This window comes from Microvirga subterranea (assembly GCF_003350535.1).
GTDB classification, from domain to species: Bacteria; Pseudomonadota; Alphaproteobacteria; order Rhizobiales; family Beijerinckiaceae; genus Microvirga; species Microvirga subterranea.
Genome location: NZ_QQBB01000003.1, coordinates 154,312 through 174,192, shown reverse-complemented (window position 1 = coordinate 174,192; position 19,881 = coordinate 154,312). Strand labels below are relative to the sequence as shown.

The 19,881-nt window shown below is 65.3% G+C and carries 16 protein-coding genes; 6 read left to right on the top strand and 10 right to left on the bottom strand.

Annotated elements, in window-relative coordinates:
- Nucleotides 1-29: 29 nt before the first annotated feature.
- Complete coding sequence (locus DES45_RS08905) at nucleotides 30-1,274, bottom strand: ABC transporter substrate-binding protein (RefSeq protein ID WP_114769641.1); 1,245 nt, start codon at nucleotides 1,272-1,274, stop codon at nucleotides 30-32.
- Nucleotides 1,275-1,434: 160 nt separating this feature from the next.
- Here DES45_RS08905 and DES45_RS08900 point away from each other — a divergent pair, with 160 nt between their 5' ends.
- From DES45_RS08900 to DES45_RS08890, 3 genes are all read left to right on the top strand, one after another.
- Entirely contained in the window at nucleotides 1,435-2,505 is a 1,071-nt protein-coding gene (locus DES45_RS08900; RefSeq protein ID WP_114769640.1) for a LacI family DNA-binding transcriptional regulator, read from the top strand.
- Nucleotides 2,506-2,548: 43 nt separating this feature from the next.
- Nucleotides 2,549-3,550 (top strand): Gfo/Idh/MocA family protein, encoded by a 1,002-nt coding sequence (locus tag DES45_RS08895; protein WP_114769639.1) that lies wholly within the window; start codon nucleotides 2,549-2,551, stop codon nucleotides 3,548-3,550.
- 106 nt (nucleotides 3,551-3,656) lie between these two features.
- The gene (locus DES45_RS08890) at nucleotides 3,657-4,625 is read left to right on the top strand and encodes a DUF6454 family protein (RefSeq protein WP_210210201.1); all 969 of its coding nucleotides are present in this window, start codon (nucleotides 3,657-3,659) and stop codon (nucleotides 4,623-4,625) included.
- Between the two features lie 91 nt (nucleotides 4,626-4,716).
- On the opposite strand, the gene rpmG is transcribed toward DES45_RS08890, so the two are convergent.
- A complete protein-coding gene (gene rpmG, locus DES45_RS08885) occupies nucleotides 4,717-4,884 on the bottom strand; it encodes a 50S ribosomal protein L33 (protein WP_114769638.1) in 168 nt (55 codons plus the stop codon).
- A 254-nt stretch (nucleotides 4,885-5,138) separates the two neighbouring features.
- Between rpmG and DES45_RS26020 the strand changes: the two genes are divergently transcribed.
- Together DES45_RS26020 and DES45_RS26015 are read left to right on the top strand one after the other, a co-directional pair.
- Entirely contained in the window at nucleotides 5,139-5,270 is a 132-nt protein-coding gene (locus DES45_RS26020; protein WP_281024073.1) for a hypothetical protein, read from the top strand.
- A 351-nt stretch (nucleotides 5,271-5,621) separates the two neighbouring features.
- Nucleotides 5,622-7,562, top strand: coding sequence for a calcium-binding protein (locus DES45_RS26015; protein ID WP_170151435.1), 1,941 nt, complete (start codon nucleotides 5,622-5,624; stop codon nucleotides 7,560-7,562).
- A gap of 82 nt (nucleotides 7,563-7,644) precedes the next feature.
- Here DES45_RS26015 and DES45_RS08875 read toward each other — a convergent pair whose 3' ends face one another.
- The 4 genes from DES45_RS08875 to parE form a co-directional block, all read right to left on the bottom strand.
- Entirely contained in the window at nucleotides 7,645-8,388 is a 744-nt protein-coding gene (locus DES45_RS08875; protein WP_114769637.1) for an NUDIX hydrolase, read from the bottom strand.
- Complete coding sequence (locus tag DES45_RS08870) at nucleotides 8,333-8,842, bottom strand: DUF983 domain-containing protein (RefSeq protein ID WP_425374275.1); 510 nt, start codon at nucleotides 8,840-8,842, stop codon at nucleotides 8,333-8,335. The genes DES45_RS08875 and DES45_RS08870 overlap by 56 nt, the downstream gene beginning before the upstream one ends.
- 9 nt (nucleotides 8,843-8,851) lie before the next feature.
- Complete coding sequence (gene rnr / locus DES45_RS08865) at nucleotides 8,852-11,167, bottom strand: ribonuclease R (RefSeq protein WP_245571632.1); 2,316 nt, start codon at nucleotides 11,165-11,167, stop codon at nucleotides 8,852-8,854.
- 338 nt (nucleotides 11,168-11,505) lie between these two features.
- Nucleotides 11,506-13,575: a DNA topoisomerase IV subunit B gene (gene parE, locus DES45_RS08860; RefSeq protein ID WP_114769634.1), complete on the bottom strand. Its 2,070-nt coding sequence runs from the start codon at nucleotides 13,573-13,575 to the stop codon at nucleotides 11,506-11,508.
- A gap of 244 nt (nucleotides 13,576-13,819) precedes the next feature.
- Here parE and DES45_RS08855 point away from each other — a divergent pair, with 244 nt between their 5' ends.
- Nucleotides 13,820-14,014, top strand: coding sequence for a hypothetical protein (locus DES45_RS08855; protein WP_114769633.1), 195 nt, complete (start codon nucleotides 13,820-13,822; stop codon nucleotides 14,012-14,014).
- Here DES45_RS08855 and DES45_RS08850 read toward each other — a convergent pair.
- The 4 genes from DES45_RS08850 to DES45_RS08835 all read right to left on the bottom strand — a co-directional run bounded on the left by DES45_RS08850 (nucleotide 14,011) and on the right by DES45_RS08835 (nucleotide 19,789).
- Nucleotides 14,011-14,505: an MgtC/SapB family protein gene (locus DES45_RS08850; protein ID WP_114769632.1), complete on the bottom strand. Its 495-nt coding sequence runs from the start codon at nucleotides 14,503-14,505 to the stop codon at nucleotides 14,011-14,013. The two genes, DES45_RS08855 and DES45_RS08850, sit on opposite strands and share 4 nt — an antisense overlap.
- Before the next feature lie 5 nt (nucleotides 14,506-14,510).
- Nucleotides 14,511-17,213, bottom strand: a complete 2,703-nt coding sequence (gene topA / locus DES45_RS08845) for a type I DNA topoisomerase (RefSeq protein ID WP_114769631.1) — start codon at nucleotides 17,211-17,213, stop codon at nucleotides 14,511-14,513.
- Nucleotides 17,214-17,351: 138 nt separating this feature from the next.
- Nucleotides 17,352-18,989 (bottom strand): acyl-CoA dehydrogenase family protein, encoded by a 1,638-nt coding sequence (locus DES45_RS08840; RefSeq protein ID WP_114769630.1) that lies wholly within the window; start codon nucleotides 18,987-18,989, stop codon nucleotides 17,352-17,354.
- A gap of 89 nt (nucleotides 18,990-19,078) precedes the next feature.
- The gene (locus tag DES45_RS08835) at nucleotides 19,079-19,789 is read right to left on the bottom strand and encodes a hypothetical protein (RefSeq protein ID WP_114769629.1); all 711 of its coding nucleotides are present in this window, start codon (nucleotides 19,787-19,789) and stop codon (nucleotides 19,079-19,081) included.
- Between the last annotated feature and the right edge of the window lie 92 nt (nucleotides 19,790-19,881).

Sequence of the window (19,881 nt, the reverse complement as noted above, 5' to 3'; positions counted from 1 at the left end):
CCGCCGGACCGTGAGGGCTGTCAGCCAGGTCAGCCGGCGTCGCGCATCGCGGCGGTGACCTTCTCGATGAAGGTGTCGGCGGACATGTTCGGTGTATTCCAGAACTGCGTGACCGCATCCTGCATGGCGCCCGAGAAGTTCGGCGGGCTGAGCAGCTCCATGGCCTCGACCTGGTTGGCCGGGTCGCTCAAGACCGCATGGGACTTCTGCGCGCAGACGTCCATTGACGAGACATCCACGTCCATGCGGACAGGGATCGAGCCCTTCTTCTTGTTGAACTCGATCTGGCTTGTCGGATCGAGAAGCACCTCGATCAGCTTGTCCTGCGTGGCGAGCGCATTCTTGTCCTTGGTCGCGGGGAAGACGAACACGTCGCCGCCGATCACGAGCTTGCCGCCGCCCTCACCGACGAGGGTGCAGCCGTATTCCTTGCCGGCGGTCTGGCCGGCGGCGATGAACTCACCCTTGGCCCAGTCGCCGTTGAAGTGCATGGCGGCCTTGTTGGTGATCACGAGTGCGGTTGCGTCGTTCCAGTTGCGGCCCGGGCTGCCGGGATCGACGAGGGCGCGCATCTTGCCGAAGAGCTCCACGGTCTCCTTGAACTTCGGATCCTTCAGGATCTTCGGATCGCGCTTGCCGTAGACGGCCCGGAACATGTCGGCGCCGCCGTGGCCGACGAGGGCTGCGCGGAAGAGGTTGTGCTCCCAGTTAGGCTGCCCGCCGAGCGCGATGGGGATGATGCCCTTTGCCTTCAGCTTCTCGCCGGATGCGATGAGCTCCGGGAAGGTCTTCGGCGGCTCAAGCCCGGCATCGGCGAAAACCTTGGTGTTGTAGAACAGCCAGTTCTGGCCGTGGATGTTCACGGGCACCGCGTAGAACTTGCCCTCGCGGACCGTGGCATCGACGATCGGCTTCGGCATGATCTCGCGCCACTTGCCGGCCTTGGCCTGGGCTTCGACGTCGCGGACGAGATCGTTGCTGACGAGTTCGTCGAACTGCTTGCCGGTGTTGAACTGCATCATGGTCGGGGGATTGCCGCCCACCATGCGGTTGATGCCGGCCGTGCGGGCATTGGCGCCACCCGCGATGGCATTGTCGACCCAGGTGCCGCCGGCCTTGGTGAACTGGTCGGCGAAAACCTTCACGGCGGCGGACTCGCCGGCCGAGGTCCACCAGTGGAGCACCTCGGCTTTCATCTGTTGAGCGCTGGCTCCCGAAGTCCAGACGAGGGCAATAGCAAGGGTATACGCGGAAACGCGTGTCTTCAGGCGCATGGCTTCCTCCCAGAAGCGTTTTGATCGACTTGTGTAATCGATTACATCTTTTCACGTAGGTTGAAATCGGCTTCAAAATAAGTCAAGCACCAAGTTCACGCGGTTTGTTTTCCTGTAACAAGCTTGCTGGTACTGTGGACGTACCGCGGGAGTAGCACTCATGAGCCGCAAGCGATGGCGCTCAGTCAAAGAGATACGCATCGCCGACGTAGCTCGACTTGCGGGTGTATCGACCGCGACCGTGAGCCGTGTCTTGGCGAATCCGGACAAGGTGCGGACCAAAACGCACGATGTTGTGATGGAGGCGGTACGGCGGAGCGGCTACACGCCGAACAGCGTGGCCCGTAACCTGCGCACCCGGCGCACGATGACCGTGCTCGTGGTCGTGCCGAACCTCGCCAATCCGGTCTTCGCCCAGATCCTGCGCGGCATTGACGACGAGCTGACGCAGTCGGGATACGGGCTCGTCATCGGCAATCTCGACAACTGCCTCGAACGCGAGCCGCGCTATGTGGATCTCGCGCTGTCGCGGCAGGCCGATGGAATTCTCCTCATGAACGGGCGCATTCCCGGGGACGGCACGCGCCACATGGACGAGGCCGGGCTGCCGATGGTGGCCATGTGCGCGGCAATTTCCGATGAGCGCATCCCAAGTGTGGTCGTGCAGGACCGGGAGGCTTCGCGGGAGGCGGTCAGGCATCTCGTCGGTCTTGGCCATCGACGGCTCGGCTACGTCGCCGGACCGACAGGCAACGTCATCGAGGGCGAGCGTTACGCCGGCTTCCGTCAAGGCGTGGCGGAGGCAGGGCTGGGCGAGCGCGATTTCGTGCGCTGGGAGGGACGCTTCGTTTTTTCCACCGGTGTTGCGGCCGCCGAGGCCTTCCTGCGCCTGAAGGACCGCCCGACGGGCATCTTCGCAGCGAGCGACGAGAGCGCCATCGGCTTCCTGAAGACGGTGAGGGCGGCGGGCCTGCGCGTGCCGGAGGACGTCTCCATCGTCGGGTTCGACGGCATCGAATTCGCCGACTACATCGAGCCGACCCTCACCACGCTCCAGCAGCCGCTGCATGAGCTGGGCCGCATGGGAGCCAGGGTTCTCCTCAAGATGATCCGAGGGGAGATGAAGCCCGAGGACTGGAGCGTGCGGCTGCCGCTCACGCTCCTCGACCGGGACACCACCGGCCCTGCTCCGGGCAGGGCCGCCAAGCCGCTGCGGCGGCGGGCGGTCTGACGACCGCCACGCGTATGTCGACACGAAGCCTCGGGAGGGCGCTATGGAACCGGTCCGTTGGGGGATCTTAAGCACGGCGAAGATCGGCAGGACCCGGATGATTCCCGGCCTCCTGAAGAGCCCGCTCTGCAAAGTCGTCGCCATCGCCTCGCGAGACGGGGCTGCCGCGCGCGCAACCGCAGACGAGTTCGGTGTCGCGAGGGCTTATGGCTCCTACGAGGAGCTGCTCGCGGATCCTGATGTCGATGCCGTCTACAACCCGCTTCCCAACCACCTCCATGTCCCGATGACGCTTGCGGCCGCTGACGCCGGCAAGCACGTCCTGTGCGAAAAGCCCATCGCCATCACGGCCGCGGAGGCGGAGCGGCTCCGGAATGTACCGCCCCATGTGTTGATCGCGGAAGCCTTCATGGTGCGCCATCATCCGCAATGGCAGCACGTACGCGACCTTGTTCGTGCCGGTGAGATCGGCGAGCCGCGCTTCATCCAGGCGGCGTTCTCGTACTTCAATGCGGATCCCGCCAACATCCGCAACAGGCCCGACATCGGCGGTGGAGGTCTCCTCGACATCGGCTGCTACGCCGTGGTGGCAGGACGCTACTTCTTCGACGACGAGCCGCTCCGCGCGATCGCCCTCATCGACCGCGACATCGCCTTCGGGGTTGACCGGATCGCGAGCGCGATCCTCGATTTCGGCAACGGCCGGCAGCTGACCTTCACGGTCTCGACGCAGGCTGCGCCGCACCAGCGCGTTCAGGTCGTCGGCACGAAGGGGCGGATCGAGATCGCCATTCCGTTCAATGCGCCTGCGGACAAGGCGGCTCGGATCTTCGTCGACGATTGCAGCCAGCATGGGGGTGCCTCCGCCCGGCTGGTGGAAGTGCCGCCGGTCGATCAGTACCAGCTCCAAGGCGAGGCGTTCAGCCGTGCGATTCGGGGCATGGAGCCGCTCGCCTACGGGGTGGAGGACGCCATCCAGAACATGCGGATTCTCGACGCGCTGCAGCGATCGGAAGCCTCGGGGGCCTGGGAGAAGATCGGATAGCCGGATGGCAGGCCGGAAAAGCGCGACGGCAATGGTCGACGGAGATGCCGACACTAAAATGACATCACCCGCTCGCTAGAAGCGGGTCCGTGACCCTGGGAGAGCCATGATGCGCCGTTTCTGCAGACGCCCGTTCGCTGTCGCCCTGAGCACCCTCGGCCTTGTCGGCCTCATGACCGCCGTGACGGCGGCGGAGACGGATCGGGATCTCCTCGTCGAGCGGGTGATGAAGCTCTCCCGCGGCACCTCGTGGAAGCCGGTCGAGGCCGTGCCGATCAACTTCCTGACGCACCATCCCCAGGGCATGGTGAAGATCGGCGACACGCTCTTCGTGTCCTCCGTCGAAATCAAGACGCCGACCAAGCGGTTTCCGCAGCCGCAGGACGGCTACGACCGCGATACGGGCGAGGGCGTCGGGCACCTGTTCAAGATTGACATGAAGGGCAACCTCGTGGGCGAGATCACCTTGGGCGAGGGCTCGGTCTACCATCCAGGCGGCATCGATTATGACGGCCGCTACATCTGGGTGCCGGTGGCCGAGTACCGGCCCAACAGCCGATCCATCATCTACCGAGTCGATCCGGAGACCATGAAGGCGGAGGAGATGTTCCGCTTCCAGGACCACGTGGGCGGCCTCGTCCACGACACGGACGACAACTCGCTTCACGGGGTGAGCTGGGGATCCCGCCGATTCTATCGCTGGTCGCTCGACCAGAACGGCAAGCCCACGAATGCGGACGAGACGCCCGAGAAGCTGCGGCGGCTCAACACCTCGCACTACCTGGACTATCAGGACTGCAAATACGCCGGCTCCCACCGGATGCTCTGCTCTGGCGTGACGGAGATGCGGACCACTCCCGACGCTCCCCCGTTCCGACTCGGCGGCCTCGACGTGGTCAGCCTCACGGACGGGCGGCCCCTGTTCCAGACCCCGGTCCTGCTCTGGACCGCCTCGGGCTACGACATGACCCACAATCCCGTCTGGATGGAGACCAGCGAGGCGGGACTCAAGGCATACTTCATGCCCGAGGACGACAAGTCCGTGCTCTACATCTACGAGGTCGAAGGGAAGTAGCGGGCCGGGCCTTCCGGAGAGCCCCCGCACAAAAGAAAACCGCCCCGAAAACGGGGCGGTTCGTGAAGATCCATAAGTCGGCTGGAAGCCGTTACTTGATCTTCGCTTCCTTGAATTCGACGTGCTTCTTCGCGACCGGGTCGTACTTCTTGAACGACATCTTGTCGGTCATCGTACGGGAGTTCTTCTTCGTCACGTAGAAAAAGCCCGTGTCGGCGGTGGAGACGAGCTTCACTTTGATGGTTGCGGCCTTGGCCATGGTCGGACCTCTTGGTTCGGCGCTCGGCGGGGCCGAAACGCAAAGGCCGGGCGAACCCGGCCGAGAAAATCGTGGGCTTCCCATGCACCATCGGGGCGCTTTCGTCAAGGGTTCCGGCAGCACGGGGCCGCCTGGAGGAGCGGTTCGGCGGGTTTTGAGCGGGGCTTCGGCGCAAAAATGCCAAGGCCAAGCTGAATCGCTTTGGGAATCAAGGGAGTTGAGGCGTGAGAGGCCACTCTCACGGAGCCCAGGCAATGGCCGCCCCGACCCACGACCATCAGACGCCCGGCTGGAAGGACATCCAGTCGATGCTGACCCCGATCGGAATCGGGGCCGCCATCGCAATCCTTCTCCTGCTGATCTACAGCTTCGTCCGCTTTGCGTGAGCAGGAGAAGCCGAGCGTTGAGAATTCTGCTGGGAATTCGCCAGACCTGCCTGATCTTGGCCTTCTGACTGCCCTGGACGAAGGCACATGCATTTCTTTAGTAAATAATGAATTGTTAAGTCTTGATCCGGGAGTTGGGGAAGGCGTTGAACTCGTTTCGGTGGGATCTAAATAATCCATTAATTTGCGTGAGATCCAATCTCATCTTCTAGTGCGATGACGCACATCAACTGTCTTTCCTCCCTGTTTAGGGAGTATACGTCGTCGACAAGACGCTAGATATCATCCTGAATATTTGACGGATCCCGATTCCACCGGCCTCCGAGCCGAGAATCTTTCAGGAGTGACACGATGGCAAACGAGAACGTAACCATCCAGCAAGCCCTCAACCACGGTGCATATAGCCCCGGCTCCGTCATCACGGTGATCGACACGGTCACCAATTTCAGGAATCTCACGGTCGGCCAGATCGCGTCGCTGGACCAGTACAAGATCGACGTCTTCAGCGTGCAGAACGATACAACGAGCGGGAGCATCCTCAGGTGGAACGTGGAGCAGGCCCGCGCGCTTCTGGCGACGGGGATGTCGTTCAATCTCGGCTCGGTCGTGGTCATTGCCGATACGGCCGCAAATATCGCCAGCCTGACATCGGAGCAGATTGACGCCTTGGGCCGGGCCGGAAAGCAGGTCCGGGCCTTCGACGTTAGCGACAACCAGATTTCCCTCTCCGTCGGTCAGTTGCTCGCCGCATCGAACATGAATGCTGTCGGCAACGGATTCTGGTCCGATGACAAGGTGACCCTTGTGGACACGGCCGACAACATCAAGGCTCTCACGAGCGCCCAATGCAGCGCTCTCGCCAGCCAGGGCGTTGTCGCCATCGACGTGACCGGAGGGGCGCTCACGCTCACCCTCGACCAGCTCAACAGCATCGATGCCGCAGTGAAGTTCGTGGCAAGCGACGAGATTACCGTGACGGGGAGCTCGAACGACTTCGCGGTGCTCTCGTCCACGATGATGGACAATTATGCCGCCCGCGGCGTGGACTATCTGCACGCCATCGATGCAGTCAACCTCACCCTGACGCAGGCCGTAACCTTGGCCGAGTCTGCTATCGGCTACTCTGCCGGCAGCAACGTCATAGTGACGGGCCCGATCAACGAGCTAAGCCCTGCCCAGATCGCGGCGCTCGGCGCCAAGGGCGTCGACATGTTCGATGCCGTCGATCCCGTCGTGTTGAATGCCGCTCAGGCTGCCGCTCTGGCCGGAAACGGTGTCACTTTCGCCGCGGGGGACAATGTCACCGTGCGCGATGCAGGCGCCAACATCGCCGCGTTGAGCGCAACGCAGATTTCTGCTTTGATCGCTCAGGGCGTCGATCTCATTGATGCCAGCGGCAACGCCGTGATCCTATCGATCGCACAGGCCAGCGCTCTCGGGCAGGCTCCGACGCAAAGCGGGGACGCGATTGCCATCTCGGACAACGGTTCGACCATCGCGGCTCTGTCGGCACCTCAAATCCAGGCACTGGCGGCGCAAGGGGTGACTGCGCTCGACGCAAGCAACGACGTTCTGGCGCTTTCCATGGCGCAGATCCAGGCTCTCGGAGGCATCGGCTTGAATTCCGGCGACGCGATCGCCGTTGCAGATGCCGGCGCGGCCCTGAGCAGCCTCACGGCCAGCGATGTTGCGGCCCTCGTGGCTAAGGGCGTGGATTCTCTCGATGCCCGAGACAACGCGGTTACGCTGTCGCTCGATCAATTCGTTGCGTTGGGTGCTCTTGCATTCGCGTCAGATGATCTCGTTCGGATCAACGGTACGGGCAAGGGCGACACGATCACCGGCCGTGCCTCAAACGAAATCATCATGGGGCTCTCCGGCAATGACCGCCTTAGCGGCGGCGGCGGTAATGACGTGCTCTGGAGTGGCCTCGGCAAGGATGTTCTGGCCGGTGGTGACGGTCGGGACACGTTCGTGTTCAGCACCAAGCTCGACAAGAGGTCCGTCGACAAGGTCACCGACTTCGATGCGGCCAACGACACGATCTGGCTCGAGAACAAGATCTTCAAGAAGCTTGGCTCCAAGGGGAGCGAGGGTGGCCCGGCTGCGCTGAACAAGAATTTCTTCACGGTCGGCAGCCACGCCAAGGACAAGAACGACTACGTGTTCTACGATCCGAGAAAGGCCAAGCTTTATTACGACGAGGATGGCTCCGGCGCGAAGGCTGCCGTCGAGATCGCAAGCCTGTCGAAAAACCTGAAGCTGACAGCGGACGACTTCCGCGTCATCTGACGGCCTGACATGAAGGATCGGCGGCCTCTTTCAGGGCGAAGTCCGGTAATGGGGACGCTGATCGTTCATGCCGCGTCGAGGCTCAGAGCAGCTCCCGAACGAAGCGGCCGCGCTTCTGGTGGAAGAACGGGACCGGCAGTTCGGGAAAGAAGCCGGCGTCGATCCGGGCGCGCAGCTCCCCCAGGAGCACTGCGGTGATCGGGGGCAGGTCGAGGGCCAGGGCCTTGTCGATGGTGACCCAGGTCAGTTCCACCAGTTCGGACTGGGGACCGACCACGCCCTCCACCTCGTCCGCGATGGCAGTCCGGTCGACGGCGAAGAAGCGGGTGTCGAAGCGCTTGACCCGCCCGGGCGGCGTGATGGCGCGGCCGACCACCTGAAGGGCTTCGAGGTCCGGGAACACTCCGCGCTCCTGGAACGACGCCCAGGCTCCCGCAGGAGCCTTCTCGGGGGCACCGTAATCCTTCGTGCCGAGAAGGAGTCCGGTCTCCTCGAAGGTCTCGCGAATGGCCGCGAGGGCCAGGGCGCGGCTGCGCTGGGGCGAGGGGCGCGTGACCCGGGCCATGAGGGTCTGCTCGGCACGGGGGTGGAGAGTGCCGACGACCGACATGGATCGGTCGGGAGCCTCGATGCGCCCACCCGGAAACACGAACTTGCCCGGCATGAACTTGTGGCCCTCATGGCGTTTGCCCATGAGCACCTTGGGGTGGCGGCCCTTGCGGTCGATGACGATGAGTGTGGCGGCATCGGCCGGGCGGAGAGTCGGAGCGTTAGGATCGCGCGCTATGGATGCGTGCCGGTCCAGCCTTTCCATCAGCGCCTGCATCTCCGTCACGCCCGGTCTCCCTGTCTCGTCCTTCCGCATGGGCGCGCGCCGCGCCGAAGCCGTGCATGCCTAGCGCGTATTGCAGCCCGACGACAGCGCCTTTTACCGGCTGGAGGAGGGCGAGGCACAGGACGAGCGTCAGGGCGGGCCAGAGCGCCAGGTGAAACCACATGGGCACATCCATCTTCGTCTCGGTCATGAGGATGCCGTAGCCGACCAGATGGCCGACGATGAACATGACGATGTAGGGCGGAAAGTCGTCCGCCCGGTGATGGTGGAGCTCCATCCCGCAGGAATCGCAGTGGTCCGCCACCTTCAGGAAGCGGCCGAACAGGCGGCCCTTGCCGCAGTTCGGGCAGCGGCCGATGAAGCCGCGGGCCATGGCCGTGACGGCCGAAAGGCGAGGGGCCGTGTCAGGTGCTAGGCGCTCTGCGGGTTCTGCTGAATAAGGCATCGTCGGTTCCTATCGCGCAGGGCTCTTGCGCTTGACCCTCACCTTCGGCGACGGGCGGCGGCTGTCACGGCCGGCTTTGGGACCACCGCGAGCCTTCTTCCCGCCCTTCTTGCCTCCTGCACCCCTGCCGCTGTAGCGGCCCTTAGTGAGAAGCTCGAAGCGCAGCGCTCCGGCTACGGGAGCCGCTTCTACCAGCTTCACCTCCACCTTGTCGCCGAGGCGATAGGTCTCGCCGGTGCGCTCGCCGCGCATGGAATGGGTGCGCTCGTCGAAGGCGTAGTAATCGGACCCGATGGTGGCGGCGGGCACGAAGCCGTCGGCGCCCGTCTCCTCGAGCTTGATGAACAGCCCGGCCTTCGTGACGCCCGAGATCTGGCCGTTGAAGCTCGCGCCGATCCGGTCCGCGAGGAAATGCGCGATGAGCCGATCGATGGTCTCGCGCTCCGCCGCCATGGCGCGCCGCTCCGCGGCCGAGATGCGGGCGCTGATCTCGATGAGCTCCGCGCGCGTCGTATCCGGGGGCAGCCCGTCCTTCCCGAGCTTCAGGGCCGTGATGAGCGCCCGGTGGACGATGAGATCCGCGTACCGGCGGATCGGCGAAGTGAAATGGGCGTAGCGCCTCAGGTTGAGGCCGAAATGGCCGTAATTCTCTGCCGAGTATTCCGCCTGCGACTGCGAGCGCAGCACGACCTCGTTGATGAAGAGCTGGTGCTCGGAGCCCTCGACGCTGCGCAGGATTCGGTTGAACAGCTCCGGTTTCAGGGCGCCCTGTGTCGGCAGTTTCAGGCCGATCGAGGCGAGCACCTCGCTCAGGGAGCGCATCTTCTCGAGAGATGGCTCGTCGTGGACGCGGTAGATGAGGTCGCTCTCCGCTTTCTCCAAGGTCTCTGCCGCCGCCACGTTGGCGAGGATCATGAACTCCTCGATGAGCCGGTGCGCTTCGAGCCGCTCGGGCACGAAGACTCGGTCGACGGTGCCGTCAGGCTTGAGCACGATCTTGCGCTCCGGCAGGTCGAGGTCCAGCGGTTCGCGCACGTTGCGGGCCTTCTTCACGGTCTCGTAGGCAGCCCAGAGGGGCTTCAGGATCGAATCGAGGATCGGCCGCGTGATCTCGTCGGGCCGGCCGTCGATGGCGGCCTGCGCCTGCTGGTACGAGAGCTTCGCGTCCGAGCGCATCATCACCCGGTGGAACGCGTGGCTCTTCTTGCGCCCATCCGGGCCGATCACCATCCGGACCGCGAGGGCCGGGCGGGGCTGATGGGGACGCAGGGAGCAGAGGTCGTTCGAGATCCGCTCCGGCAGCATCGGCACGACCCGATCCGGGAAATAGACCGAATTGCCCCGCTCCTGCGCCTCGCGGTCGAGAGCGGAGCCGGGGCGCACGTAAGCGGCCACGTCGGCGATCGCCACCGTGACGATGAAGCCCCCCTGGTTGTTCGGATCCTCGTCCCGCACCGCATGGACGGCGTCATCGTGGTCCTTGGCGTCGGGCGGATCGATGGTGACGAGGGGGACGTCGCGCCAGTCCTCGCGGCCCGCCAGAGTGGCGGGCTGCGCCTTCTCGGCGTCGGCCAGGACGTCGGGCGGGAAGGCGTTCGGAATGTTATGGGCGTAGATCGCGATCAGGCTGATGGCCTTCTCGGACTTGACCGAGCCGAGCCGCTCCTGGACCTTGGCGTGGGGCAACCCGAACCGGCCGTGCTTGACCACGGAGGTAGCGACGAGGTCGCCGTCCTGCGCACCGTTCTCGTCGCCGGGCCTGATCTCGAGCTCCTGCTCGCGCGCCTTTTTCTCCACGGGCACGAGCCGTCCGCCGCCTTCGGGCAGGGCCCGGAAGATGCCGAGGACCTGAGCCTGCTTCTTGGCGATGATCTTGGTGACCCGGCCGGCATAGCGGTGGACGTCGGTGTCCTTCAGCGGATCGACCCGCAGCAGGGCCCGGTCGCCGACGCCCGCCACGGGCATGCCCGGCCGCGGCTTGCGGTGGGGCATGATGATGATCGTCGGGATCGGGCCGTGCTCCTCGACGTCCCACTCGGTCGGCACGGCGATCAACTCGCCGTCCCGGTCCCGCTTGGTGATGTCGGCCAGGACCACGGGCGGAAGCTGTCCGGCCTTGTGGACGACCTTGCGGCGCCGGTCCACGACGCCCTCGATCTCCAGGTCCTTCAGCATCTGCTTGAGCCAGATCCGGTCGCCGCCCTTGATATTGAACGCCTTGGCGATGTCGCGCTTGGCGACCTTGCCGGAGGCGTTGCTGATGAAGGCGACGATATCCTCCCGGGAGGGAAGGGCGGAGACGGAGGCTTTCGTACGTTTCGCCAAGGGCCTAACTCGTTGAAGGGTCGTGATGACTTGTCGCATGCAAGCGGGGCCGTGGCCAGTGCCTGCCCATGCTGCCGAGACGACGCGCGAAGCTCAGGTCTGGATCCATCTTCGAGCGGACGGCCACCACAAGACAAAAAAAAGGCCCCGCTGACGGAGCCTTTCAAGGGACCGGCCCGTGGGGGCAGAATGAGCCGGTGATGCCTGTTAACGGGGAGCCAGGATGAAGGTTCCGGCGGTTTTGAAAAATTTTTCAAAAAATTTCGAGGGCTCGCCTGCTCGTCATTCCGGGGTTCTGAAGAAGGGCCCGGAATGACGGAGTGCTGGGCCTGACCCGGTCAAATATCCAGATCCGCCTCGTCCGCGAAGGCGGCGCGTTCCTGGATGAAGGTGAAGCGGGCCTCGGGCTTGTTGCCCATGAGCCGCTCGACCGCATCGCCGGTCTCGGGCCGGTCGTCGGCCTCGACCACCACCTTCAGGAGCAGGCGCTTCCTCGGGTCCATGGTGGTCTCCTTCAGCTGTGCCGGCAGCATCTCGCCGAGGCCTTTGAAGCGGCCGATCTCGACCTTGCCACTGCCCTTGAACACCGTTTTCAGGAGGCGCTCCCGGTCCGCGTCGTCGCGGGCGTAAGCCGACTTCGACCCCTGCGTCAGCCGGTAGAGAGGCGGGACTGCGAGGTAGAGGTGCCCTGCATCGATCAGGCGGGGCATCTGCCGGTAGAAGAAGGTGATGAGCAGGGAGGCGATGTGGGCCCCGTCCACGTCCGCGTCGGTCATGATGATGACCTTGTCGTAGCGGAGATCCGCGTCCCTGTACTGGGAGCCCATGCCGCAGCCGAGCGCCTGGACGAGGTCCGAGAGCTGCTGGTTCTGGTGCAGCTTGTCCCGCCCGGCCGAGGCCACGTTGAGAATCTTGCCGCGCAGGGGCAGCACCGCCTGGGTGGCGCGGTCGCGGGCCTGCTTGGCGGAGCCGCCGGCCGAGTCGCCCTCGACGATGAAGAGCTCGGAACCGGCCATTCCCGCATTGGAGCAGTCCGCCAGCTTGCCCGGGAGGCGCAGCTTGCGGGTCGCGGTCTTGCGGGCGACCTCCTTCTCCTGGCGCCGGCGCAGGCGCTCCTCGGCCCGGTCGATCACCCAGTCGAGCAGCTTGTTGGCCTGCTGCGGCGAGGCGGCGAGCCAGTGGTCGAAGCTGTCGCGGATGGCGGCCTCGACGATGCGGCCGGCCTCCAGGGTCGCGAGCTTGTCCTTGGTCTGGCCCTGGAATTCCGGCTCGCGGATGAAGACCGACAGCATGGACGCGCAGGTCGCCATAACGTCGTCGGTGGTCACCGCCGCCATGCGCTTCTGCTGGTTCACGCGCTCTGCATGGTCGCGCAGGCCGCGCAGCAGGGCGATGCGCAGGCCGTTCTCGTGCGTTCCGCCCTCGGGGGTCGGAATCGTGTTGCAGTACGAGGAGGAGAACCCGTCCTCGTTTGCCATCCAGGCGACCGCCCATTCGAGCGAGCCGTGCCCGCCGGGCTTGGTGATCTTGCCTGAGAAGACCTGGTCGGCGACGAGCTCCTTGCCCTCGATGTCGCGGGCCAAGTAGTCCTTCAGGCCGTTCGGGAACTTGAAGGTCGCCTCGGCCGGGACGTTCTCGACGCCCTCCAGCAGGGAGGGGGCGCATTTCCAGCGGATCTCGACGCCGCCGAACAGGTAGGCCTTCGAGCGAGCCATCTTGAACAGGCGGCGGGGCTGGAAATGGGCGTCCTTGCCGAAGATCTGGTGATCGGGCTTGAAGCGCACCTTGGTGCCACGCCGGTTGAGGACGCGACCGACCGTCTCCAGCTTGTTCTGCGGGACGCCGCGAGAGAAGATCTGGCGGTAGAGCGTCTGGCCGCGGGCCACCTCGACCTCGAGGGTCTCGGACAGCGCGTTCACCACCGAGACGCCGACGCCGTGCAGGCCGCCCGAGGTTTCGTAGACCTTCGAGTCGAACTTACCGCCCGCATGCAGCGTGGTCATGATGACCTCGAGCGCGGACTTCTTGGGAAATTTCGGGTGCGGATCGACCGGGATGCCGCGGCCGTTGTCCATGACCGACAGCCAGCCGCCTTCCTCCAGCTCCACCTCGATGAAGGTCGCATGGCCTGCGACCGCCTCATCCATAGAGTTGTCGATCACCTCGGCGAAGAGGTGGTGCAGGGCCTTCTCGTCGGTGCCGCCGATATACATGCCCGGACGGCGCCGGACGGGCTCCAGCCCCTCCAGCACCTCGATCGCGGACGCGTCATAGCCGCTCTCGCCGGGCGTGCCCTGCGGCGGTGCGGATCGGGACACTTTCACGGCGGCCGCCCTGGCCGAAGCCGGAACTGCGCGTTTCGCGGACGCAGCGCCGCTGCCCCCAAAGAGATCGTCGTTGTCGGTCATTGGGACCTTGGTTCGTCGTGATTCGGTTTTCTTTACACCATATCTCATTCACAAATTCATACGTGAACAAAACGGAAACATAAAGCGTGTTCTGGAGTCACATGGGATAAAAGATGGGGATCGAAAGGGTAGGTCCAACAGCTCAGCTTCCCCCTAAAGAATGTCTTACGTCTGTCATGAGGAACTGTTTAGCTAGTGTTCACGTTGGGTGGTTAGGCTAACCCAAGCTTAACGGAGAGCGATCGTGACGACGCGGACGACCCTGGGAACGGCGCAGCAGCTTCACCTGAACCGCGCGGCACGCACGGCCGGCGAGGCCTTCGCCTTCGAGGAGCCGGACACCGCCCCCGTCGCCCCCGCAAGCCGATCCTACGGAACGAACTTCCTGTGGGTCGTGATGGCGGTGATCGCCGTCCTGGCGCTCTGGCTCAGCTTCTAGTCCTCGGCATTTTCGTGCCGGCCGCCCAACAGGTGGTTCAGCTGGCGTTCGACGGGCTTCCCAAACACGAGCAGGCTCAGCGCCAGTCCGTTCCCGGCGATGGTGATGAACCAGGCGCCGACGCCGGCCGTCACGCCGAGCGCGGCCGCCATCCATACCGTTGAGGCGGTGGTCAGGCCCTGGATTTCCGAACTGTCCTGCCGGCGAATGATCACACCGGCTCCCAGAAAGCCGATTCCCGTCAGAATGCCCTGGATGACGCGGCTGACCGCGTCCTCCTCGAAATGGGCGTGCCCGTAGGCGGAGCCGGACATGACCGCCAGGGCGGAGCTGAGCGACACAAGGCCCAGGGTCCTCATGCCGATCGGCTTGCCGTGGAGATCGCGGTTCAAGCCGATCGCCATGCCCGAGAGCATCGCCACGATGAGCCTCGCCAGCATCTCGATCTCTTCGCGATGCTCGGCATGGAAGGCGGGCCACCAGTCCGACATCGGGATCAGCCTGACTGCGCCGCCTTTGAGGCCGTCTTCTTGGCTGCGGCCTTCTTGGCCGGTGCCTTCTTGGCGGCGGTCCTCTTCGCTGGGGTCTTCGTCGCACCCTTCTCCGGCGCCTTCTTGGCCGCGGCCTTCTTGGCGGGTGCCTTGCGGCCCCGGGCCGGCTTCTTCGATCCGCCGGCTGCCCGGCGAGCGATGAGCAGTCCGATCGCCTCGTCGAGCGTGACGGCCTCGGCCGAGGTCGCCTTCGGCAGGGTCGCGTTGGTCTCGCCGTCCGTGACGTAGGGGCCGAAGCGGCCGGCCTTCACGACGATGGGCTTGCCTGATTCGGGATCGTCACCGAGCGGACGTCCAGGATCGGCTGCGCCGCGGCGGAAGCCGCCGGCGCCGCTCTCCTTTGCGACGATCAGGTCGATGGCGCGGTTCCCGCCGATCTCCAGGACGTCGTCGTCCTTGCCGAGGTTGGCGTAGGTCTTGCCATGCTGCACGTAGGGCCCGTAGCGGCCGATATTCGCCAAAATCGGCTCACCGGTCTCCGGATGGGTCGCGACCTGCCGGGGCAGGGCGAGCAGCTTCAGGGCCTTCTCCAAGTCCACTTGGGCGGGAGACAATCCCTTGGGCAGGGACGAGCGCTTCGGCTTCTCGCCCTCGCCGAGCTGGACAAAGGGGCCGAAGCGGCCGTCGCGGAGCGTGACCTGCTGGCCGGTGTCGGGATCGTCGCCGAGGACGCGCACGCCCGGCGTGCCTCCGTTCTCGCTCGAACCCTCGCCGTCGCCTTCGGCGCCCGAGGCGGCGAGCTGGCGCGTGTACTTGCACTCGGGATAGTTCGAGCAGCCGATGAAGGCGCCGAACTTGCCGAGCTTGAGCGAGAGCTGGCCCGTGCCGCAGGTCGGGCAGGTGCGCGGGTTGGAGCCATCGCCCTTGTCTGGGAAGATGTGCGGCCCGAGAAGCTCGTTGAGAGCGTCGAGAACCTCAGTGGTGCGCAGCTCCTTGGTCCCGCCGATGGCGGCCGAGAAGTCGCGCCAGAAGTCGCGCAGCACCTGCTTCCAATCGATCTCGGAGTTCGAGATCCGGTCGAGCTGCTCCTCCAGATCCGCCGTGAAGTCGTATTCCACGTAGCGGCGGAAGAAGCTCTCCAGGAAGGCTGTGACGATCCGGCCCTTGTCCTCGGGCACGAGGCGCTTCTTCTCGATGCGGACGTATTCGCGGTCGCGCAGGGTCTGGAGCACGGCAGCATAAGTGGAGGGACGGCCGATGCCGAGCTCCTCCATGCGCTTCACGAGGCTGGCCTCCGAGTAGCGCGGCGGCGGCTCGGTGAAATGCTGGCTCGCGGTGATGCGGCGCCGCTCCAGGGGATCGCCCGCCTTCATGGGCGGCAGGCGGCCTTCGTCCTCGTCCGGATCGTCGTCGCGGCTCTCGTTGTAGAGGGTCAGGAAGCCGTCGAACTTCACCACCTGGCCGGTGGCGCGAAGGTCGAGCTTGCGCGGGCCGACCATGGCGGTGATGTCGGCGGTGGTGCGCTCGAGCTGGGCCGATTCCATCTGGCTCGCCACGGTGCGGATCCAGATCAGCTCGTAGAGCCGGGCCTGTTCGGGTTCCAGGTACTTGGCCACGTGCTTCGGCAGGCGGCCCATGTCCGTCGGGCGGATGGCCTCGTGGGCCTCCTGGGCGTTCTTGGCCTTGGTGGTGTACTTGCGCGGCACGTCCGGCAGGTAGCGGTCACCGTACTCCTTGGCGATCACGCTGCGGGCCGACCGCACCGCCTCCGGCGCCATGTCGACGCCGTCGGTCCGCATATAGGTGATGAGGCCCACCGTTTCGCCGCCGATATCGACGCCCTCGTAGAGGCGCTGCGCGATTCGCATGGTCTGCGCCGGCGCGAGCCCGAGCTTGCGGGAGGCCTCCTGTTGCAGAGTCGAGGTGGTGAAGGGCGGGTAGGGGTGACGCTTGGCGGGCTTGGCCTCGACATTGGCGACCGTGAAGGTCGCGAGCTCCAGGTCCTTCTTGAAGGCCTCAGCCTCCGCGCCCTTGCCGATGTCGAGCCGGGTGATCTTCTTGCCGTCGGCGCCGACGAGGCGCGCGTCGAACACGCCCCCTTCCTGGGTCGCGAGGGTCGCGATCAGGGACCAGTATTCCTGGCTTTTGAAGGTCTCGATCTCGAGCTCGCGGTCGCAGACGAGGCGGAGCGCCACCGACTGCACGCGGCCGGCCGACCGGGCTCCGGGCAGCTTGCGCCACAGAACCGGTGAGAGGTTGAAGCCGACGAGGTAGTCCAGAGCCCGGCGGGCCATGTAGGCGTCGACAAGGGCCTGGTCGATCTGGCGCGGCTGGCGCAGGGCGGACTGCACCGCATCCTTCGTGATGGCGTTGAAGGTCACGCGCTCGACCGGCAGATCCTTGAGGGCGCGCTTTTCGCGCAGAGCCTCGACCACGTGCCACGAGATGGCCTCGCCCTCGCGGTCCGGGTCGGTGGCGAGAATGAGCTTCTCGGCCCCTTTGAGGGCCCTGGCAATTTCCGAGACGCGTTTCGAGCCCCGGTCCTCCAGGGTCCAGATCATGCGGAAGTCCGCCTCCGGGTCGACCGAGCCGTCCTTGGCGGGCAGATCGCGGATGTGCCCGAAGGAGGCCAGGACCTCGTAGTCCTTGCCCAGGTACTTGTTGATCGTCTTGGCCTTGGCAGGCGACTCGACGACGAGGACTTTCATGAACGGCTTCCTACGGCGACTGGAGGGCGGATGCCCGACGTCATGACGGGAGAGCGGCCATCAGGTCATGACGGCCGCGGGGCGGGATAAGTGGTCAATGATTGCGGACAAGTCAAATCGGACCCTACCGCAATTCTGTTATATGGAGACGAAAACCCTATCCAGCAAGGGTTTTGCGGCAGAACCGAGATCGTTGGCGCCGATCATCCGAACGGGGGACGCCAGCCGGGTGAGCGCATAGGCCCGGGTGATTTCCTCCGGCGCGGAGCTGGCGAGGGCGGCTGTGGCCGCAAGCGTGAACAGGCGGTCCGCCACGAAGCGCGCCCTCGACTCCGCCTCCGGCGACTGCAGCGCCAACATGACGTCTCGCGCGGCTTCCGAGGCGCCCGGAAGATTCGCCACGTCGGCCATGAGGCGCTCCAGGACGCCGGCCGCCGCGGCCGGCTCCCGGCTCTCGGCCCGCAGGAGATCCAGGGCGATCACGTTGCCGGACCCCTCCCAGATCGCGTTGACGGGAGCCTCGCGGTAGAGCCGGGGCAGGGGGCCCTCCTCGACGTAGCCGTTGCCGCCCAGCGCCTCCATGGCCTCGTAGAGGAGATTTGGCGCAGCCTTGCAGATGCCGAACTTCGCCGCCGGCGTGACGATGCGGGCGAAGGCCGCCTCCTGCTCGTTCCCGGCCGCGTGGTCGAAGCTCGCGGCGAGCCGCAGGGCGAGGGCCGTCATGGCCTCGCTCTCGAGCGCGAGGTCCGCCAGCACCGCCCGCATCGCCGGCTGGTCGATGAGCTTCTTCTGGAAGACGGTCCGGTGCCGGGCGTGGTGGTGGGCGAGGACGAGGCCCATCCGGACGAGGCCCGCCGAGGCGACTGCGCAGTCGAGGCGGGTGAGCTGGACCATGTTGATGATGGTCCGCACGCCGCGTCCTTCTTCCCCGATCCGCCAGGCGAAGGCCTCGTCGAACTCGACCTCCGACGAGGCATTGGACCTGTTTCCCAACTTGTCCTTGAGGCGCTGGAGGCGCAGGGCGTTGAGGGAACCGTCGGGCCGGAACCGCGGGACGAGGAAGCAGGTGAGCCCGCCCGGCGCCTGGGCCAGCACCAGGAAGGCATCGCACATGGGGGCCGACATGAACCATTTGTGGCCGGTCAGCGCGTACTCGTCCCCGGCCGCAGGCTTCGCCCGGGTGGTGTTCGCCCGGACGTCCGTTCCGCCCTGCTTCTCCGTCATGCCCATGCCGAGGGTGACGGAATGCTTCTCCCAGAAGGGGATGAAACGCGGATCGTAGCCCCGCGATCGGATCTTCGGCAGCCATTCCTTGAGCCGGCTCGGCGCGGCGGCGAGGGCCGCCACCGAGGCATGGGTCATGGTCATCGGGCAGACATGGCCGCTCTCGACGCCGGCAACCGTGTAAAGCCGCGCCGCCCGCTCCACATGCCCCCGGCCGACCGGATGGGCAGGATCGGCCTTATCCCAGGTGGAGGCATGGAGGCCGTCGGCCATGCTGGCGCGCATCAGCGCGTGATAGGCCGGATGAAACTCGACCGCATCGATCCGGATCCCCCGCGGGTCGTGGGTGCGCAGCTTCGGCGGATTCTCGTTTGCGAGGCGCCCGAGGTCGAGCCGCTCGGCGCTGCCCCAGGCGGCTCCGAAATCCCGCAGGCGGTCCTGCGGGTCCTCCACGCCGTTGGCGCGCAGCGCGTCGAGCAGGGGCTGATCGGACGTGACGAGGTTCACGTCCCCGAAGGACGGCGTCTGGTTGAGGACTTCGTGCGTGATCATGGGCAGGAGCCGCCTCGCGTCGGGCTGCGTTCCTTGCCTCGGCCGGACTCGGACGCTGGCCCGCAACCGAGGATACGCCCGGTCGAAGCCTATCTCAAAGCGTCGGCGGACCGGACACCCACGATCTCCGGGGTCGCGGCCTGTGCCGGACCCGGCGCCACCTGGGCTTCACGACGAAGAAGAGCCGCTACGTGGCCGTGGGAAAGGTTGAGCGCGTAGGCGGCCCAGAACATGATTCCCGTCAGCTTCACGACGTCCTCGATCAGCGATGCTCCCGGGAAATACAGCAATTCGGCATCGATGGACTGGTCGATGACCAGGGAGCCTCCCAGACCGGCAACGGCCAGGATCAGCAGGAGGGAATTGCTTCCGAATCGGGAGGGGCTGAGGAGGGCGGTCGCCACCCATGCCATCGCCATGACCGCGTCGACGCTCACGAAAGCCAGCTGCGAGATCCCGAGATGGTCTGCCAGCCCGTCGTGGAACATCAGGAGATCGTCCAGGCCCAGCCATGCGGTCAGCAGTCCGAACAGGAGCAGGGACCACGAGTCCCGGTCGTCGGCTGCGAAGGATCGCCTGAGCCACCAGGAGAACAGCGAGATGCTGGCAGCGGAAATCCATGCGATCGCGCCAGTGTTCGATAGAAATCCCATGGCGAAGGACTGTCGCGCGACAGCATTCGGATCACCATAGAAGGAGGACGGATCGATCCCTGTCCGGCTCGACAAGAAGAGGGCCAAAGCAAGGAGCGCGGCGTTAATCGCCGCAACGCAGCAGATGACGAATGTGGACTTGTTCATTGAGCAAAAACCTGCTCCGAGCTGAGACACAAGGCGAGTTTACGAGGCTAGTGCCTGATGAGCCGGCAACATGAATGAAATTATGGTCTACC

Excerpts from the sequence above, each read along its gene's own strand:
- DES45_RS08905 (WP_114769641.1), bottom strand. The coding sequence starts at position 1,274 with ATGCGCCTGAAGACACGCGTTTCCGCGTATACCCTTGCTATTGCCCTC.
- DES45_RS08900 (WP_114769640.1), top strand. The coding sequence starts at position 1,435 with ATGAGCCGCAAGCGATGGCGCTCAGTCAAAGAGATACGCATCGCCGAC.
- DES45_RS08895 (WP_114769639.1), top strand. The coding sequence starts at position 2,549 with ATGGAACCGGTCCGTTGGGGGATCTTAAGCACGGCGAAGATCGGCAGG.
- DES45_RS08890 (WP_210210201.1), top strand. The coding sequence starts at position 3,657 with ATGATGCGCCGTTTCTGCAGACGCCCGTTCGCTGTCGCCCTGAGCACC.
- rpmG (WP_114769638.1), bottom strand. The coding sequence starts at position 4,884 with ATGGCCAAGGCCGCAACCATCAAAGTGAAGCTCGTCTCCACCGCCGAC.
- DES45_RS26020 (WP_281024073.1), top strand. The coding sequence starts at position 5,139 with ATGGCCGCCCCGACCCACGACCATCAGACGCCCGGCTGGAAGGACATC.
- DES45_RS26015 (WP_170151435.1), top strand. The coding sequence starts at position 5,622 with ATGGCAAACGAGAACGTAACCATCCAGCAAGCCCTCAACCACGGTGCA.
- DES45_RS08875 (WP_114769637.1), bottom strand. The coding sequence starts at position 8,388 with ATGCAGGCGCTGATGGAAAGGCTGGACCGGCACGCATCCATAGCGCGC.
- DES45_RS08870 (WP_425374275.1), bottom strand. The coding sequence starts at position 8,842 with ATGCCTTATTCAGCAGAACCCGCAGAGCGCCTAGCACCTGACACGGCC.
- parE (WP_114769634.1), bottom strand. The coding sequence starts at position 13,575 with ATGACCGACAACGACGATCTCTTTGGGGGCAGCGGCGCTGCGTCCGCG.
- DES45_RS08850 (WP_114769632.1), bottom strand. The coding sequence starts at position 14,505 with ATGTCGGACTGGTGGCCCGCCTTCCATGCCGAGCATCGCGAAGAGATC.
- topA (WP_114769631.1), bottom strand. The coding sequence starts at position 17,213 with ATGAAAGTCCTCGTCGTCGAGTCGCCTGCCAAGGCCAAGACGATCAAC.
- DES45_RS08840 (WP_114769630.1), bottom strand. The coding sequence starts at position 18,989 with ATGATCACGCACGAAGTCCTCAACCAGACGCCGTCCTTCGGGGACGTG.
- DES45_RS08835 (WP_114769629.1), bottom strand. The coding sequence starts at position 19,789 with ATGAACAAGTCCACATTCGTCATCTGCTGCGTTGCGGCGATTAACGCC.